The 15,963-nt window shown below is 65.9% G+C and carries 17 protein-coding genes and 1 pseudogene; 7 read left to right on the top strand and 11 right to left on the bottom strand.

From position 1 onward, the window contains the following. The first annotated feature begins 92 nt into the window (after positions 1-92). Positions 93-875 carry an SDR family NAD(P)-dependent oxidoreductase gene (locus ABLE38_RS14410; protein ID WP_348974921.1) on the top strand — a complete coding sequence of 261 codons (783 nt, stop codon included), beginning with the start codon at positions 93-95 and terminating at the stop codon, positions 873-875. Next, complete coding sequence (locus ABLE38_RS14415) at positions 872-2,014, top strand: glycosidase (protein ID WP_348974922.1); 1,143 nt, start codon at positions 872-874, stop codon at positions 2,012-2,014. The genes ABLE38_RS14410 and ABLE38_RS14415 overlap by 4 nt, the downstream gene beginning before the upstream one ends. Here the strand turns inward: ABLE38_RS14415 and ABLE38_RS14420 are convergent. The 4 genes from ABLE38_RS14420 to ABLE38_RS14435 all read right to left on the bottom strand — a co-directional run bounded on the left by ABLE38_RS14420 (position 2,011) and on the right by ABLE38_RS14435 (position 4,817). Continuing rightward, positions 2,011-2,886 (bottom strand): NAD(P)H-hydrate dehydratase, encoded by an 876-nt coding sequence (locus ABLE38_RS14420; RefSeq protein ID WP_348974923.1) that lies wholly within the window; start codon positions 2,884-2,886, stop codon positions 2,011-2,013. The genes ABLE38_RS14415 and ABLE38_RS14420 overlap by 4 nt on opposite strands. Then, positions 2,883-3,662 carry a histidine phosphatase family protein gene (locus ABLE38_RS14425; protein WP_348974924.1) on the bottom strand — a complete coding sequence of 260 codons (780 nt, stop codon included), beginning with the start codon at positions 3,660-3,662 and terminating at the stop codon, positions 2,883-2,885. The genes ABLE38_RS14420 and ABLE38_RS14425 overlap by 4 nt, the downstream gene beginning before the upstream one ends. Next, a complete protein-coding gene (locus ABLE38_RS14430; RefSeq protein ID WP_348974925.1) occupies positions 3,659-3,955 on the bottom strand; it encodes a plasmid stabilization protein in 297 nt (98 codons plus the stop codon). Before ABLE38_RS14430 ends, ABLE38_RS14425 begins: the two co-directional genes overlap by 4 nt. A 235-nt stretch (positions 3,956-4,190) precedes the next feature. Further along, a complete protein-coding gene (locus ABLE38_RS14435) occupies positions 4,191-4,817 on the bottom strand; it encodes an SOS response-associated peptidase (RefSeq protein WP_348974926.1) in 627 nt (208 codons plus the stop codon). A 49-nt stretch (positions 4,818-4,866) separates the two neighbouring features. On the opposite strand from ABLE38_RS14435, the gene ABLE38_RS14440 reads away from it, so the two are divergent. Further along, entirely contained in the window at positions 4,867-5,388 is a 522-nt protein-coding gene (locus ABLE38_RS14440) for an SOS response-associated peptidase family protein (RefSeq protein ID WP_348974927.1), read from the top strand. A 12-nt stretch (positions 5,389-5,400) separates the two neighbouring features. After that, positions 5,401-5,808 carry a hypothetical protein gene (locus ABLE38_RS14445; protein ID WP_348974928.1) on the top strand — a complete coding sequence of 136 codons (408 nt, stop codon included), beginning with the start codon at positions 5,401-5,403 and terminating at the stop codon, positions 5,806-5,808. A gap of 35 nt (positions 5,809-5,843) precedes the next feature. Here ABLE38_RS14445 and ABLE38_RS14450 read toward each other — a convergent pair whose 3' ends face one another. Next, positions 5,844-6,020 (bottom strand): DUF3606 domain-containing protein, encoded by a 177-nt coding sequence (locus tag ABLE38_RS14450; RefSeq protein WP_342249717.1) that lies wholly within the window; start codon positions 6,018-6,020, stop codon positions 5,844-5,846. A 105-nt stretch (positions 6,021-6,125) separates the two neighbouring features. Here ABLE38_RS14450 and ligD point away from each other — a divergent pair, with 105 nt between their 5' ends. Beyond that, the gene (gene ligD, locus ABLE38_RS14455; protein ID WP_348974929.1) at positions 6,126-7,997 is read left to right on the top strand and encodes a DNA ligase D; all 1,872 of its coding nucleotides are present in this window, start codon (positions 6,126-6,128) and stop codon (positions 7,995-7,997) included. Here ligD and ABLE38_RS14460 read toward each other — a convergent pair. The 3 genes from ABLE38_RS14460 to ABLE38_RS14470 form a co-directional block, all read right to left on the bottom strand. After that, positions 7,976-8,326 (bottom strand): hypothetical protein, encoded by a 351-nt coding sequence (locus ABLE38_RS14460; RefSeq protein WP_348974930.1) that lies wholly within the window; start codon positions 8,324-8,326, stop codon positions 7,976-7,978. The genes ligD and ABLE38_RS14460 overlap by 22 nt on opposite strands. A 4-nt stretch (positions 8,327-8,330) precedes the next feature. Beyond that, complete coding sequence (locus ABLE38_RS14465; protein WP_348974931.1) at positions 8,331-8,894, bottom strand: transcriptional regulator; 564 nt, start codon at positions 8,892-8,894, stop codon at positions 8,331-8,333. A gap of 294 nt (positions 8,895-9,188) precedes the next feature. Beyond that, positions 9,189-10,445 (bottom strand): DUF763 domain-containing protein, encoded by a 1,257-nt coding sequence (locus ABLE38_RS14470; RefSeq protein WP_348974932.1) that lies wholly within the window; start codon positions 10,443-10,445, stop codon positions 9,189-9,191. A gap of 72 nt (positions 10,446-10,517) precedes the next feature. Between ABLE38_RS14470 and ABLE38_RS14475 the strand changes: the two genes are divergently transcribed. Continuing rightward, positions 10,518-10,829 carry a hypothetical protein gene (locus tag ABLE38_RS14475; protein ID WP_348974933.1) on the top strand — a complete coding sequence of 104 codons (312 nt, stop codon included), beginning with the start codon at positions 10,518-10,520 and terminating at the stop codon, positions 10,827-10,829. 167 nt (positions 10,830-10,996) lie between these two features. On the opposite strand, the gene ABLE38_RS14480 is transcribed toward ABLE38_RS14475, so the two are convergent. Together ABLE38_RS14480 and ABLE38_RS14485 are read right to left on the bottom strand one after the other, a co-directional pair. Further along, positions 10,997-11,284, bottom strand: a complete 288-nt coding sequence (locus ABLE38_RS14480) for a hypothetical protein (protein ID WP_348974934.1) — start codon at positions 11,282-11,284, stop codon at positions 10,997-10,999. A 1-nt stretch (position 11,285) separates the two neighbouring features. Further along, positions 11,286-11,492 (bottom strand): hypothetical protein, encoded by a 207-nt coding sequence (locus ABLE38_RS14485; RefSeq protein ID WP_116842219.1) that lies wholly within the window; start codon positions 11,490-11,492, stop codon positions 11,286-11,288. A 301-nt stretch (positions 11,493-11,793) separates the two neighbouring features. On the opposite strand from ABLE38_RS14485, the gene ABLE38_RS14490 reads away from it, so the two are divergent. Next, positions 11,794-12,378, top strand: a complete 585-nt coding sequence (locus ABLE38_RS14490; RefSeq protein ID WP_348974935.1) for a hypothetical protein — start codon at positions 11,794-11,796, stop codon at positions 12,376-12,378. 142 nt (positions 12,379-12,520) lie between these two features. Here ABLE38_RS14490 and ABLE38_RS14495 read toward each other — a convergent pair. Continuing rightward, positions 12,521-15,828, bottom strand: a pseudogene (locus ABLE38_RS14495) (error-prone DNA polymerase). Positions 15,829-15,963: the final 135 nt, after the last annotated feature.

The raw sequence follows: 15,963 nt of genomic DNA on the forward strand, positions 1-15,963 counted from the left end.
GCTTCGCAGGGTTCTCCTGTATTTGTCCTCGTGAGCGCGCATTGTTCGGAACTCCCCCCGCCGCATGGGGTTCGTGCGGCGAGGAGATGTCCATGTCAGACTTAGCCGACCCCCCAGCCCGAAACCTGTCCGACGCGCATACCGCCATGCCAAGCCTTAATGGGCGCAAAGCGATCATCACCGGCGGCACCACCGGGATAGGGCGAGCCATCGCCACTCTGCTTGCCTCTGAGGGCGTCGACGTGTTCGTCTGCGGTCGGGACCCGCAACATCTCCAGGACGGACTTGAGCGCATCCGCGAAGTCGGGAAGGGCGACGGTATCGCGATCGACCTGGCCGAACCGGAAAGCGTCGACCGCTTCGTTGAGGCTGCCAAGGACTATTTCGGGGATTTCGATATCGCGATCGTCAACGCCGCCATCCCAGCCCAGGGCGTGACCAAGATGAGTGCTGACGAGCTGCGCTACGCCATCGCCACTGACTTCACCGCCTATCTCACGACTGCCCATGCGGCTGCGGCGGTGATGAAGGACAAGGGCGACATCGTGTTCATCGGATCGGTCGCCGCCCATATCCTCGGGGCGGAATCCAGCGTCTATGCCGGCATGAAGGCTGGCGTCGCCGGTTTTGCCGAGGCGCTGCGCAAGGAGCTCGCGCCGAAAGGCATCAAGGTCTGCAATGTCGAGCCTGCAAAGACCGGCGCTGATTTCCAGTATCAAAGCTTTACCGCAGAAGAGCAGGCAGAGCAGAATCGCAACGAGACGATGCTCCGCGCCGAAGACATCGCCGTCGCCGTACACTTTGTCCTCACCCAGGCGCGCCGCGCGAATGTGCAGCAGGTCGTGATTGCACCGCGTGCGCGAGGTGAAGAATGAGTGGCTTTCCGATTGATCGCCTGATCCTTGGCCCGGACGACATCGATCTGACCCGCTCGCCGCTGGCGGGGCAATTCGAGGCCGAGACCTATGTGCTCGGCGCCTTCAACCCCGCGCTGACCAGACTCCCCAACGGCAACCTCGCCATTTTCGTGCGGGTGGCGGAAGCGCTTCGCCGGCCGGTCTTCGATGGCTATATCCACGCGATCCGCTGGGACGAGGGCAAATATGTCCTCGATGCCTGGTCCCTCGAACTCGTTGACACCGCAGATCCCCGCAAATTCCTTCTTCGCGGCGGGCGGTGGAAGGTCATGGCGCTGACCTCACTGTCCTGGATCCTCCCGGTCGAACTCACCCCCGACGGCCTCGAGATCGTCGAGATCCATTACGACAAGGCCATTGCGCCGCAGGGCAGCTTCCAGTGCTACGGCATCGAGGATGCCCGGGTCTCGAAGGTCGGCGACCGCTGGCTGATGACGACCTGCTCGGTCAGCCCGGAGCGGCATTCGACCACGCTATACAGCTCGGACAACGGCCTGGACTTCCGTTTCGAAGACATCGTCCTCGATCACCAGAACAAGGACATGCTGATCTTCGAAGGCTTGGTCGACGGCAAATACTGGGCACAGACCCGGCCGCTCGGGGACCTATATTTTACCTATCCTCCCGGGAGCGAATGGCGCGGCGGTCCGTCGATCAATCTGGCGACCTCGCCGGATGCGCTGCATTGGAAGCCGCACCGCGAGCCCGGCATCCGTCCGCACGCGGCGACGATCGCCACCGCAAGGATGGGCGGCGGCACGCCGCCGATTTTGACCGACGACGGTTGGCTCACCCTGTGGCACGGCGTCGAACCCAAGGAGATCGTCGGCATCTATCGGACCTATTGGTCGATCCTAGACCGGGACGATCCCGCGAAGGTCATCCGGACCGAGCACAGCGCGCTGCTCGAAGCAGCCCCCGATCTCACCAAGCCGCTCGAAGACAAGATGTATGTGCGCGATGTGGTATTCACGACCGGGATCGTCGATGCGGGCGACCATTATGTCGTAGCCTCGGGCGAGGCGGATCTGGCCTGCCGCATCACGCATATCCCCAAGATCGTCTTCCAGGCGGAACGGGTAGGGGTGGCCGCCTAGCCAGCGGCCATCAATTTCGGAATTTCGCCGAGCAGCTCTCGGGCAAGGAAGCCGATCTTCCCCGAGACCGTCGCACGGTTGCGCCCGGCCTCGCCGTGCAGCCAAACCGCCCAGGCGGCGGCAATGCGGGGCGCCGCCCCGCGCGAAAGAAGACCGCCCATGATGCCGGCGAGCACATCGCCGGAGCCGCCGGTCGCGAGACCGGGCCCGCCGCCTTCATAGCAAAGCACATCCTCGCCGGGCGCGGCGATCCATGTCTCGGAACGCTTGAGGACGACAGTCGCGCCGAACCGCTCCGCCGCCGATCGAGCAAGGGCCTCCGGCCTGTCTCTCACCTCGTCCTCGTCGCATCCCATCAACTGCATCATCTCGCCGGGATGCGGCGTCAGTACGACACGGCCACCATGACCGCGCACGGCATCCGCGCAGCCGCTCGCGCCGCCGATCGCTGCTGCGTCGAGCAGGACGCTGCGCTCTCCAAGGGGTTTGGCCAGCAGCCGGCGCACGATCGAGGATGCAGCTGAGTCGGGTCCCATGCCTGGGCCCAACACCAGGGTGTCGCACGCTTCCAGAAGGTCGAGCAGTCTGGCGACTGCGCTCGCGGCGATCTCTCCGGTCCCGTTTACCGGCAGACCGAACACCGCAGCCTCGGGCATTGCGATCCCCAGCGGAAGGGCGGCCGGCTCGACCGTGGCCAATTGGACCTTGCCGGCGCCGGCACGAAGAGCCGCCTCGCCGGTCAGCGCGAGCGCGCCGGGAACCGTAAGCGAGCCGCCCGCCACCAGTACGCGGCCGCGCGCATTCTTGTCGGTCTCCGCGTCGACCCGTGGAAGCGGATGGGCGGTCAGCCATTCGGCACGTAACGCGATCATCCGCGCGCCGCCACGGCCCGGTCCGGCTCGCTCGTCACCTCAGCAACCGGATCCTGCTCGATGGAGGCGATTTCATTGTAGCGCACCAGCTCAAGGCCGCCATCTTTCCCCTTCGAAGCGTTGAAGCGATATTCCGTGACGGAGCAATTTGCGACGTCGCCGTCCCTGTCGATCGAGAGTATCTCTTCCTCGCTCAGATTCTCGATGACGTAGCGCAGGCAGAGCACCACCACTTGGTGGCCGACGATCATCACATGTCGTCCGCCGTAATGGAGCGAGACGGTGTCGAGCAGACTGCGCAGACGCAGGATGACGTCGCACCAACTCTCGCCGCCCGGCGGACGATGATAGAATTTGCCGAGCAGACGGCGAAATTCCGCCTGTTGCGGCAGCTGCGCCGCGACGCCCGCGGTGGTGAGCCCGTCGAGAATGCCGAACTCCTTTTCGCGCAGCCGCTCGTCGACGCAAACGGGTTCGTCCGGCGCTGCGCCTCCGGCATCGCGGAAGCGGCGGGCGGTCTCGCGCGACCGGACATAGGGGCTGGAAAGGATGATGTCCGGCTGACCGTTGCCATGACCGTCGGCAAACCAGCGGCCAAGGGCGTCGGCCTGCTGTTCACCCAGCTGCGACAGCGGGACGTCAACGTCACGCGTGTCGAGCGGAATGCGCTCGAGGCCCGCGGCATGGGCGGCGTCGCGCGCGACGTTGCCGGCGCTCTGGCCATGGCGGACCAGCCAGAGACGCGCCGGCCAGCTGGACGTTTCCGCCCCGCTCACGCGCTACCGCGCCGGCGCCGGGTCTCCCAACCCTTTTTCGCGGCGGCGGAGCGCGTCTCTGCGCTTTGGCTTGAACCGCTTTTTTGGCCGCCCTTGCGGGCGCTATCGTGATTCTCTTTCTTGCCGCGTCCCGAGCCGGACTTCTTGCCGCCGCCCGACTCCTTGTTCACGGTCGCCCAGGCGCGGCGCTCAGCTTCCTTCTTGGGCGTGCCTCGATCCTCGTAACCCTCCTCGATATGCTCGGCCTTACGCTTCTGCTTGTCGGTATAGGCGCTCTTGTCACCCTGCGGCATGGTCCTCTCCATCGACAGACTCGCTTTTCAACGACGCTGGCGGGAGAATGATCCGGTCGCGCGCAGGAGGGAATTTGCCATGCCGCCGCGCCGCAATGGGACGTTGCCGGCGACCAAGGCGCGTCGGTTCGATCGCGATCGTCACAAGGCACGCGGCGCCTATATCCGGCAGGGGGTGCCGTTCAAAAAGAGCAGGCGGGGCACCCTATCGTAAACTGACTCTGCGTGGTGCCAGCTAGAGGAGCAGGGAGGAATCGCCCCCGGGCGGCGCGCCATGGACTTGGCGGACCTTCAGGCTGCCGGTTGGGAGGATGCGGAGTATATCGGCTGCCGGTATCGCGGGATCCAGCCACGCCGACCATTGGTCGCGAGCCAGAGGAATTATCTGGCGATGGTGATAGGGCGCGACGTCCGGGCCGGCGTCGAGGGTCAGCATCGTAAAGGCTTCGCCGACCTCCGGATGCTTGCGCCAGATGCCGGCGATCGCGAACCAGTCATGCTCCTCGAGCGTGAACAGCCATTTATTCTGCCGCTTCTGCTTGGGGTCTTCCGCCTTGGTGAATTCGTAGAAGCCGTCCGTCAGGATCAGGCATCGGTTGGACTGGAATTCCCGGCCTTCCGCGCGATAATTATAGACGGGCTTTCCCGTCGGCCCCGGCCAGCTCCATCTGCGGTTGAGGAGAGCGCCACGCGCGCGGGCCCCCGCCACGCTGGCGACGATCGGCGCGATATCGGTGATCTTGATGTCTTCGCGGGCTGCGACATTCGGCGTGCCCTCGGGCGTGTCGATCGCGATCTCGAGCTCGTCGAAATCCTCCATGATGGAGGCGATATCGACCTCGAGGCGATAGTCATTGCACATGGCGAGCTCCCGATTTGCACCTCGAGCGTGTTCGCATTATGTTCTCACCATGCAAGCGAGTCCCTTCGAGTCGGATGCACCCTTTGGCAGCCGCAAGATCATCATCCGGCGCAATCCGCGCACGGGCAAGCCCCAGGCGATCGAAGCAAGCTGGGGTCTCGAGCCGTGGGAGCCGGAGGGCAAGCCGTTCCGCTTCATCCGTTCCGAGGGACGCAGCTTTCCGCATCAGCGCTGTCTCGTGCCAGCGAGCGAGTTTCAGGTAACCAATGGCGACCGCAAGTTCCGGGTCACGCTCGACGACGGCAACTTCTTCTATCTCGCCGGCATCTGGCGGTCTTCCTCGGGGGAGCATGACGTCAGCTACGCGATCATCACGATCGAGGCCGGACCGGATATCTTTTTCTATCAGGAGCGGCAGGGCGCGGTGTTGCTGCGGCGGCAGAATATGGCCTGGCTCGACCTCGCTCAGCCCGAGTCCGAGCTGCTGCACGCGCTGCCGAAACATAGTTTTCATATCGAGGAAGTGGGCCCGAAAGGGCTCGCCGATCGCCAGCGCATGCTGGCCTTCTGAAAGGGCTTACCCATGTTCTCGCAAACATCGCCGGTTGCAGCCCCAACGTCTCTCGGCAGCGCCACCGAGCGCCTGAACGCGGTGCCGCTCGTCGGCGGGCAGATCGCGGCGGCGCTCGAAGTGCTGGCACTGCTGCCGGCCGCGCATCGCCAGGATCCGCGGTCTCAGGCAGCGGTGCTGCAAGCCTATGCGCGCGATGCTGGGTTCGCCGATGACGCGCTCGCAGGTACGGCGCTCCACGCGCGCGTCACTGCGCTGGCGAAATGGACGACGGCCCATGACCCGCTCCGCCAGTCCGACCCCGAAGCCATCGTCGAGGCGGCAGCACGGCATCCTCTGGTGGAGAGCGAAGGAGGAATTGGGTTCGAGGCGCCGGCCTTTCAGGAGATGATCCTTTTTATCGAGGAACTGCCCTGGTAGGCTGGCGCCTATCGCTTCAACCGATCGGCCCGGCGCTACCGCGCAAGATAAGCCCGCACTGCGTCGGCGCTGTTGCCGACGGCATCGACCGCTTCCTGCAAGCGCTCCCGGCTGACGCCGAACTTTTCCGTCCAATAGGAAACTTCATATTCCTCGCCCATCGCGACGCGCGAGCTGTCTTGCGGTCCACGTAACGTCTTGTCGTCTGCCATGCTCAAGCTCCTCTTGTCTGATCTTCCAACGTTCCGGATTCTCAAGAGTTTCCCGATGCTTGGCGTGACACGGAACGAACCCGCCTTGAATAGAGTCTAGGGACGATGAAAACGTCCGCTTCTACCGCGCGTCGCGCTCGCCCAAAATCGGATCGGGTAAAGGGGCCGCCGCCGTTCAGGGCGGTACAGCTCGCCCAGCTCGTCGATGCCGTTCCTTCGGGCGACCGCTGGCTGCACGAAATGAAGTATGACGGGTACCGGGCTTTGATCGCGGTCGGCGGAGGCGAGGCGCGCGCCTATACGCGCTCCGGTCTGGACTGGTCGGACCGTTTCTCGGCCATCCTAAAAGAGGTTGCCGGGCTCAAGGTCGATTCCGCTTTGATCGACGGCGAGGCTGTCGTGCTGGACGCGAACGGCAAGTCGAGCTTCCAGGCGCTGCAGGGCGCGCTCAAGGGCGCCCCCGGGACCATCGACTATTTCGCGTTCGACCTGCTCGAGCTGAACGGCGAGGATCTGACCGGACTGCCGCTGCTCGAGCGCAAGGAAATGCTGCGCGCCATCCTGCCGGAGGATAACCCGCACCTGCGCTACTCCGAACATATTCGCGGCAACGGCGAGAAGCTGCTCGCGAGTTTCTGCAGCGCCAATCTCGAAGGCGTCATCTCCAAGCTCGCCACCGCAAAATATGTCGGCTCGCGCAGCGGCACCTGGGTCAAGACCAAGTGCATCAAGCGCCAGGAATTCGTGATCATCGGCTGGACGCCCTCGGACAAGTCGCGGACCTTCCGCTCGCTGATCCTGGGTATCCATGAGGATGGCGCGCTGCGCTATGCCGGCAAGGTCGGGACGGGGTTCAACACCGCCGAGCTGCTGCGCCTGATGGAGATCATGGCGCCGATCGAGCAGAAGGAGCCGACGGTGAAGGCGCCGCGCGCCGAGGTGCGCGGCGCACATTGGTTGAAGCCTAAATTGGTCGCCGAGATCGCCTATACCGAGATGACCAACGAGGGCACCCTCCGGCACCCGAGCTATCTGGGCCTGCGCGAGGACAAGAAGCCCGAAGCGGTCGTGCTCGAGGTCGAGGCGTCCGTCGAATCGGCTGCTGTGCCGGCAGCGTCCAGCGTCAAGATCAGCAACCGCGACCGCGTGATCTTCCCGGAATCGAGCATCACCAAGGGCGCGCTCGCCGATTATTATGCCGCGGTGGCGCCGATCATGCTGCCTTGGGTAGCGAGCCGGCCGATCAGTCTGGTGCGCTGTCCGCAGGGTCGCGCCAAGAAGTGCTTTTTCCAGAAGCACGATGCCGGCAGCTTCGGCGACACGGTCAAGCATGTCGGCATCCTCGAGAAGGACGGGCACGAGGAGCCCTATCTGTTTGTCGACACGGCCGACGGTCTGCTGACCTGCGTCCAGATGGGGACGATCGAATTCCATGGCTGGGGTGCCAGGATCGAGGATGTCGAGAAGGCCGACCGGCTGGTCTTTGATCTCGACCCCGACGAGGGGCTGGACTTCGAGGCGGTGCGCAAGGCCGCCTTCCATTTCCGCGACATCCTGAAGTCGATCGGGCTCGAGACCTTCCCGATGGCGACGGGGGGCAAGGGCATCCACGTCATCGCGCCACTCGTGCCCAAGGCGGAATGGCCGGAGGTGAAGGACTTCGCGCATCGCCTGGCGCAGGCGGTGGCGCAGAGCGATCCCGAGAACTTCACCGCTGCGTTGCCGAAGGTCCAGCGCAAGGGCCGCATCTTCGTCGACTATCTGCGCAACCAGCGCGGGGCCACGGCAGTGATGCCCTATGCCGTTCGCGCGCGGCCCGAGGCGCCGGTGGCCGCGCCGATTACCTGGAAGGAAATGGAGACGATCGACAAGCCGTCGCATTTTCATATCGGCGACGCTGCGGAGTTGGTGAAAAGGGCTGCATCCAAGGCGCTGTCCGGATGGGGACGCGCGGATCAAGTGCTGCCCGACCTGTAAAGGTCAGGAAGACCAGCATACCACTCGGCATAGGGGGTGTTGCGCGCCATGCGGCGGTTATAGTCCTCGGAGCCATCGTTCCACCACACTGGCCCGCGTTCGCCGAGCGCGCGCTTTGCTCGATCGACTGCAGCACGCGCACGGTTCTCGGCATCAGCGTCGGCAGCGCGGCGAGCCATTCCGACCGCCCGGCGCGCCGTCATCAGCTCGTGAACCAGTTTTTCCCGCTCGTGGGCGGGAAGGGATGGGTCCGACATGCGCCAGAGCCGCCCGCGGACGACGAAATAGCGCCCATCTGGCGTAACGGGATTTTTCCCTGCGAAGGGCATGTGTTCAACGATCCCCAACCTTCGCCGCGGCGACCTCGCGTGCGGCACTGCAGACTGCCAGCCATCGGGCGCGGTCGGCCTGCGCATCGGGCAGCGCGCGATGGGCGGGCGCTTCGCCCGACGCGCCATTTTCGCTCCGCGTCAGGATCGCTTCGATCGCCGCTGCGACATCTTCGTTCGCCAGCGTCGGCGCCAAAATCGACAAAGCGCATTCGCGCAGTGCCTCGGCGGTGCGGCGCAGCCTCAGGCTACGGCGCGGATAGCCGGCGGCGCGCAGCAGGGCGCTGAGCCACTTGCCATCCCAGGACGGCGCGCTCGCCAGCAGATCGTGTCCCGTAAGTTGATCGATCATGCGCTGGGCGACGAGATCGTGCGGCGTGCCATGCAGGGCGAGCGTCTCGCGCGTGATCCCGTGAACTGCTTGGGCTTCCTCGTCCCAATCGATCCAGGCGGGCGCCGGACGGATCAGATGGGTCTCCGAACGCCCGTCGGCGAATATCCAGGCGACCTCGATCGGATAGCTATGCTTGCCGAGCGACGAGGCTTCGAAGTCGAGAAAGACCAGCATGGGAGCGGAACGACTGCGGCACGACATGGCTGCATATGCGAAGGGCCGCCCCTTTCGAGACGGCCCTTCCATTGTCATCCGAACGCGGACAGCTCAGCCGAGCCGGACCCCCGCGGTGGAGGTCATGCTCGAAGATCCTGCCGCGCGCGGCATGTGACAATGAGACATCTGACCACCTCCTTTCCGTTGTTGAACGATCAACTTGATGTGGGAGGCCGGATCGGATTTTCAATCGGTCAAGGCATTGGAGAGGCAGGAATTTCGGCGATCCCTCCTGATCGGATCGCCTCGACTTCAAGCGCCCTCGGCCGGAATCGCAGTCCGGCTTGGCGGCGGCTCCTCGCCGAACACGCTGCGCCCGCCATAGCCGTGCGAATTGTGGCGTTCCTCGGCGATCAATGCTTCTACCGACGGACCGGTCGCGCTGGCTTCCAGCCGGCGCGCCTGGGCATCGAGCCGCCGGATCGCGTCGAGTTCCTCGCTGTGGCCGAGCCTGGCCTTGCGGACCGCGGTCTTCATCACCGAGATCGTATAGTCGTAGACCTTGATCGGCACGGGATAGGGATGCCGGTCCTTGCCGCCATGCGCGAGCGAGAAGCGCGCCGGATCGCTGAACCGGCAGGGCGCGCCGTGCACGACCTCCGCGACCATCGCCAGCGCGCGCACCGTCCGGGCGCCGACGCCCGGCACGAGCAGCAGGTCGGCGAAATCCTTTGGCCCTTGCTCGGCGGCCGCGGCAAGCGCGCCGTGCAATCGGCGGCCGATGATATTCTCGGGGCGGACGTCGTGGTGATCGGGCAGCACGAGATGCGGCAGCAACGCCTGGGCATCGGGCGGGGCGGGCGCCTCGAAGCGCGCGAGCTCGCGGGCGATGCCGTCGGGACCGATCGAGCCGAGCAGCTCGAGCTGTCCCTGCCGCGATGCTTCGGCCCGCCGGTCGGCGAGATTGACGATGACGCCCTGGTCGCGCCCGTCGATCGCGGCGTGCGGCGCGTCGACGAAGCTCTCCAGCCCCTCGCTCAGCCAATGATAACGCCGTGCCTGGCGGCGATCGCCGTTCATCCCCTGCTGAACGATGACCCAGCGGCCGTCGTCGGTGACGATGAAGCCGTGGAGATACAGTTCGAAGCCGTCCTGGACGGCGGCGCTGTCGACCTTGGCGACGAGGCGGCTGGCATGGCCTAGAGCCGCGCCGTCGAGCCCGGTGCGCGCGCCGACGGCGAGCAGTTCGGCGGGCGTTGCCCTGCTATGCTTGCCGCGTCCGCCGCAGACATGGATGCCGAGTTCCTGCGCGCGGGGCGCCAGGCCACGCTTGAGCGACCCGAGCACGCTCGTCGTGATGCCGGACGAGTGCCAGTCCATGCCCATCACCGCGCCGAAACACTGGAACCAGAAGGGATGGGCGAGCCGGCGCAGCAATTCGTCGCGGCCATATTCGAGGACGATCGCCTCGACGAGGATCGTGCCGAGCTTGGTCATGCGCTCGCCGAGCCAGGCCGGCACGCGGCCCCCATGGAGGGGCAGGTCGGCGCTGCCGCCCCGGCGGCTCATGCGGCAAGCATCCCGCGACGCTCAACCCGCGGCAAGGCAATGATCTTAGAGGGCGGATGCGCGTTCATGGCAATGGACATAGTAGATCGGGAACAGATTGTGAACAACGGGTCGAGCCAAGAAGGGGATGACGAGGCAATGGAGATCATCCGGTTGCCGCAAGGCGAGGCGGCTCCGGTCGACAGCGACTGCATCAGTGTCGACACGGTCGAGGGTGGATTCCGGTTGACCGGTTCGCTGCTCACCTCCGAGGAGAGCCATGCGATCGTCGATGGCGACGTCTATGCCGATGAAGATGCCGCCGAGGCTGCCGGCGTGTCCTGGGCTGCCGGCTGCGGCGTAGCGACATTGTATGTCGCGCGAAATTCGCCCGGGCCCGCGTGAAGCGCTGCCTCTTCGTGTCGAGCCGGAGGCGTCTCCGTGGCGTGGCGTTGCTTCGCCCCGACGCAACAGGCGCATTGCGAGGTGGCCCGGGGCCGGGTTTGCGCTGCCAGCGTGCGGCGTTCCTTGCGATTCATCATGCCGGTCCCGAGAAGGAAGTGAGAGCCGCGTCAGCCTGGCGTGGTAATCCGGTCAGGCAGGCGTTCGGCCAGGCTTGCGATCGCCGCACCGGTCAGGCGGGGTGTCGCCACGCCATCGATCAGAAGCGGACGCTCCGGCGTCAGGATCGCTTCGGCGCGGTGGGCCGGATCGAGCTCCAGCCATGCAGCGACGGCGCCCTCGAGGCTCGTCACTTCTGCCAGGTCGCTATCGCCGCGCGGTACATTCTCCAGCGCTGCGCTCATATGCCATTCGATGTCGGGCGACAGGGAGCCGTCGCCCCAGCTGGCCTCGGTCATGTCAGCGCCGCCCGCGCAGCGTGTTCAACAGCGCGATCGCAGCGATGCCGACAAACGCCGCGCTGGTCCAGGGGCGCGCCTTGGCGAAGCTCTTCGCCTTCTCGGTCAGTGGCGCGTCGCCGGAAAAATGCTCGCGAAAGGCATCGGTGAGCGCGGTCTTTCCATTGCTTGCCTGCGCGGCGACTACAGGCTCTGTCGTATCGGTCATGAAGATCTCCCGAGGCGAAGGCCTCGCAACCGTCCAACGCCCGGCGTGCCGACGCGGTCCACCGACCGCCGAAAATGAGGGCGATGGACGCAATCGACGAATGCGAGGCTGTTCACGCTGCCGAGCGGGGCCGGCGTTTCCAGTCGCGAGCCCTCCGGAACTTCGGGCGACGGCAGCACGTTGCGCTCTCGAACCGATCAACGGCGACAGGAGGAGAGACAATGGGAAAAGGTATCCTGCTTTGGCTATTGGGCATTCCGTTGCCCATCATCCTCCTTCTCCTCCTGTTCTGGCATTGATCATGGCAACCCATCCCCATCACATCGATCCCGTCCTCTACCCGGCAGGCGTGCCGGAGACCGGCGGGGGCTCGGCGCTTTCCTGGTCGGCCATCGTTGCCGGCACCGTCGGCGCGATCGCACTGACGCTTACGCTGCTCGCACTCGGCGCGGCACTCGGGTTCGCGTCGATTTCGCCCTGGCCCGGCGTGGGTGCGCGGCCCGCCACCTTCACGATTGGCGCGGGCGTCTGGCTGATCGTGACCCAGTGGCTGTCGGCCGGCCTGGGCGGCTATCTCGCCGGACGGTTGCGCGTCCGCTGGCCCGGCCTCCACACCGACGAAGTGCTTTTCCGTGACACCGCCCATGGTTTCCTGACCTGGGCAACGGCGACGGTCGTCATGACCGGTATCGCCGTTGTGACGGCCTCGCTTGCGAATATCGGCAGTGCGCCGGTCGACGCCTCGGTGACCCGGGACACGATAGACGCGGCGCGCAAGGTCGCGGTCGCCTTTGCGGGCTTCTCGGCCCTTTCGCTTGCGGTCGGCGCCTTTGTCGGCAGCGTGGGCGGTGCGGTCGGCGGCCGGCTGCGCGACCTGCACCCCTGAGGTTCGGTGTCGCCGCCATGGCGGCGACACCCCCTTGCACCGGCTACTTGAAGGCCTGGCTCCAAGGCGGACGTCGCATCGCAGAGGCCGTTTGGACGCCGGTTCTCCCGCCCGTCGCGCTTCGACGAGCCGGTAGCGCCTTCTATCGGAAATCCCGTGTCCTGACCTTGATACCTTCGGTCGGCTGGCCTGGGATGATCCCGGAGCCAAGCCTGAGATCGGGGATGTAGATGTCGCGCGGCGGCTTGCCCAAGGGGCGCTCCGCAGGGTCGCGCGGATCCGGCCCCATGCCGTGCTTGACGACATCGGCGCGGCTGACGCGGTAGACATCGGCGATATCGTCGCGGGCGCCCACGCTCGCGAGGAGGGGGGACAGGTCGTCCAGCCTGCGCGCGATCACATGGATGACATCGCCTTCGCGCTGGACCTGGCCCCGCACACCCATCATCGACGCGCCAAGTACGGTCCGGCGGTTCTCCTCGAAGATCTTGGTCCAAACGACGAGATTGGCGACGTCGGTCTCGTCTTCGAGCGTTATGAACATCACGCCCTTGGCCGAGCCCGGCTTTTGCCGGACGAGCACCAGTCCGGCGAGCTCGACATAACGGCCGTCCTTCACGCCGCGCAGCTCGGCGCACGAGATCATCCGCCGCGCCTTGAGTTCGTCGCGCAGGAAGGCGAGCGGATGGGCCCGCAGCGAAAGCCCTGCGGCGCGATAGTCCTCTACCACTTCCTGGCCTTCGCCCATCGCGGCGAGCGCCACTTCGGGTTCGATCGCCTCGGCACGCGCCCGGCCCTCGCGGGCATCGGCGGCGGCGAACAAGGGAAGGGCGTCGTTGCCCAGCGCCTTCACGCCCCACAGGCCCGCACGGCGGCTGAGTTCCAGCGAGCCGAACCCGTCGGCATCGCCGATTCGGTCGAGCGCGCCGCGGCCGACCTCGGCACGGCGCTGGATCTCCTCGACCGAGGCATAAGGAACATCGCCGCGCGCGCCGACGATCGCCGCGCCGTCCAGGTTGGACAGGCCGCGTATCATGCGCAGGCCGAGCCGGACCGCCTTATGGTTTCCAGCGTCCTCGAGCGTGCAGTCCCAGCGGCTGTGATTGACGTCGATCGGCCGGACTTCGACGCCGTGCTGGCGCGCGTCGCGGACGATCTGCGCGGGCGCGTAGAAGCCCATGGGCTGGGCGTTGAGCAAGGCGGCGCAGAAGGCGTCAGGGTGGTGGCACTTCACCCAGGAGGAGGCATAGGCGATCAGCGCGAAGCTGGCGGCATGGCTTTCGGGAAAGCCATAGGAGCCGAACCCCTCGATCTGCTTGAAGGTCTTCTCGGCGAAGTCGCGCTCGTAGCCGCGTGCGACCATGCCGTCGATCAGCTTGTCGCGGAAATGGCTGACCCCGCCGGTCAGCTTGAACGTCGCCATCGCGCGGCGCAGCAGATCGGCCTCGGACGCCGTGAACCCCGCGCATTCGATGGCGACGCGCATCGCCTGTTCCTGGAACAGCGGCACGCCCAGCGTCTTCTCGAGGACGCGGCGAAGCTCGGGGGTCGGATAGGTCACTTCTTCCAGACCCGCGCGCCGCCGCCGATAGGGGTGGACCATGTCGCCCTGGATCGGACCGGGACGGACGATCGCGACCTGGATGACGAGATCGTAAAAGGTCTTGGGACCCATCAAAGGGAGCGAGGCCATCTGCGCGCGGCTCTCGATCTGGAAGACGCCTAGCGTGTCGGCCTTGCGGATCATCTTATAGGTCGCGGGATCCTCGGCGGGGATACTGGCGAGGTCGAGCGTCACGCCCTTGTCCTGGTCCATGAATTCGAAGGCGCGGCGCATGCAGCTGAGCATGCCGAGCGCGAGCACATCGACCTTCATAAAGCCCAATGCGTCGATATCGTCCTTGTCCCATTCGATGACCTGGCGATCGTCCATCGCCGCCGGCTCGATCGGCACCAGCTCGTCCAATCGGTCGCGGGTCAGCACGAAGCCGCCGGGGTGCTGGGACAAATGCCGCGGCGTGTTGATCAGCTGCTTGGCGAGCTCGAGAGTGAGGGTGAGGCGGGGGTCGCCCATATCGAGATTGAGCTCGCTGGCGTGCTTCTCCTCGACGCCCTCGCGGCTCCAGCCCCAGACCTGGCTCGCAAGGCCCGCGGTCATGTCGTCACTGAGGCCAAGCGCCTTGCCGACCTCGCGCACTGCGCCGCGCGCGCGGTAGCGGATCACCACGGCGGTCAGCGCGGCGCGGGTGCGGCCATAGGTCTCGTAGATCCACTGGATCACTTCCTCGCGCCGCTCATGCTCGAAATCGACATCGATATCGGGCGGCTCGCGCCGCTCGGCGCTGACGAAGCGCTCGAACAGCAGTTCGGAGCGCACCGGGTCGATCGAGGTTATGCCTAGACAAAAGCAGACCGCCGAATTGGCCGCCGACCCGCGTCCCTGGCAGAGGATCTCGCGGCGCCGCGCTTCGGCGACGATCGCGTGCACCGTCAGGAAATAGGGTGCATAGTCGAGCTCGGCGATCAGCTTGAGTTCGTGCTCGAGCTGCGCTCGGACCACGGGCGTGACACCGTCCGAATAGCGTTCGGGCGCCTTCTCCCAGGTCAGTCGCTCGAGCTCCTGCTGCGGCGTTCGGCCCGCGACGCGAATCTCGTCGGGATATTGGTATCGGAGCTGCTCGAGATCGAAGCTGCAGCGTTCGGCAATCTCCATGCTGCGGGCGACCGGGCGCGTGTCGCCGAGATAGCGCTTGAACAGCCGCTCCATCTCCTGGCCAGGCTTGAGGTGGCGGTCGGCGATCGCCTCGCGCCGGTCGCCGAGATCGTCGATCGTGCATTTCTCGCGGATGCAGGTGACCACGTCCTGCAACAGGCGCCGCTCGGGGCTGTGGTAGAGGACGTCGCCGGTCGCGACCGTCGCGACCCGCGCCGCCGCCGCCATGGCGGCGAGATCGCGCAGCCGCACCGCATCGCGCGGACGCCGGCGCAGCGACAGGGCAAGATAGCACCGGTCCCCGAAGATCTGGCTGGTCCGCGCAACGCCCCAAGCGTATCGGCATCGGCGCGGTCCGGCACCAATATCCCGATCAGCCCGGCGTTCCAATCCTCGACATCGCTCCAGTCCAGATGGCAGGCACCCTTGCCGGCGCGTCCCTTGCCGACCGAGAGCAGCCGGGTCAGCCGGCCATAGGCCATGCGGTCGGTCGGATAAACGAGCAGCCCGGTCCCGTCCGCAAGGTCGAGCCGGCAGCCGGCGATCGAGCGCACGCCGGTGGCGCGATGCGCATCCCACGCACGGACGATTCCGGCGACCGAGTTGCGGTCGGCAATCCCGAGCGCAGGCATCTCGAGCATTGCCGCGGCGGCGAACAACTCCTCGGGCGAAGAAGCCCCGCGCAGGAAGCTGAAATGCGTCGTGACCTGGAGTTCGGCATAGCGGGAAGCGGGCATCGGCTTCGCTCTCGGCAAAACGTCGTTCTCTATATGTTCTTCTTCGGCGTGTCGATTCCAATCGCGCCGGTCCTGCCGCGCTTTCTCTACCGGCGATGCATCGTGGATCGGGTGACGCCGGTCCCCGCACGATAA

It is taken from the genome of Sphingomonas sp. KR3-1 (assembly GCF_040049295.1).
Classification (GTDB): domain Bacteria; phylum Pseudomonadota; class Alphaproteobacteria; order Sphingomonadales; family Sphingomonadaceae; genus Sphingomonas.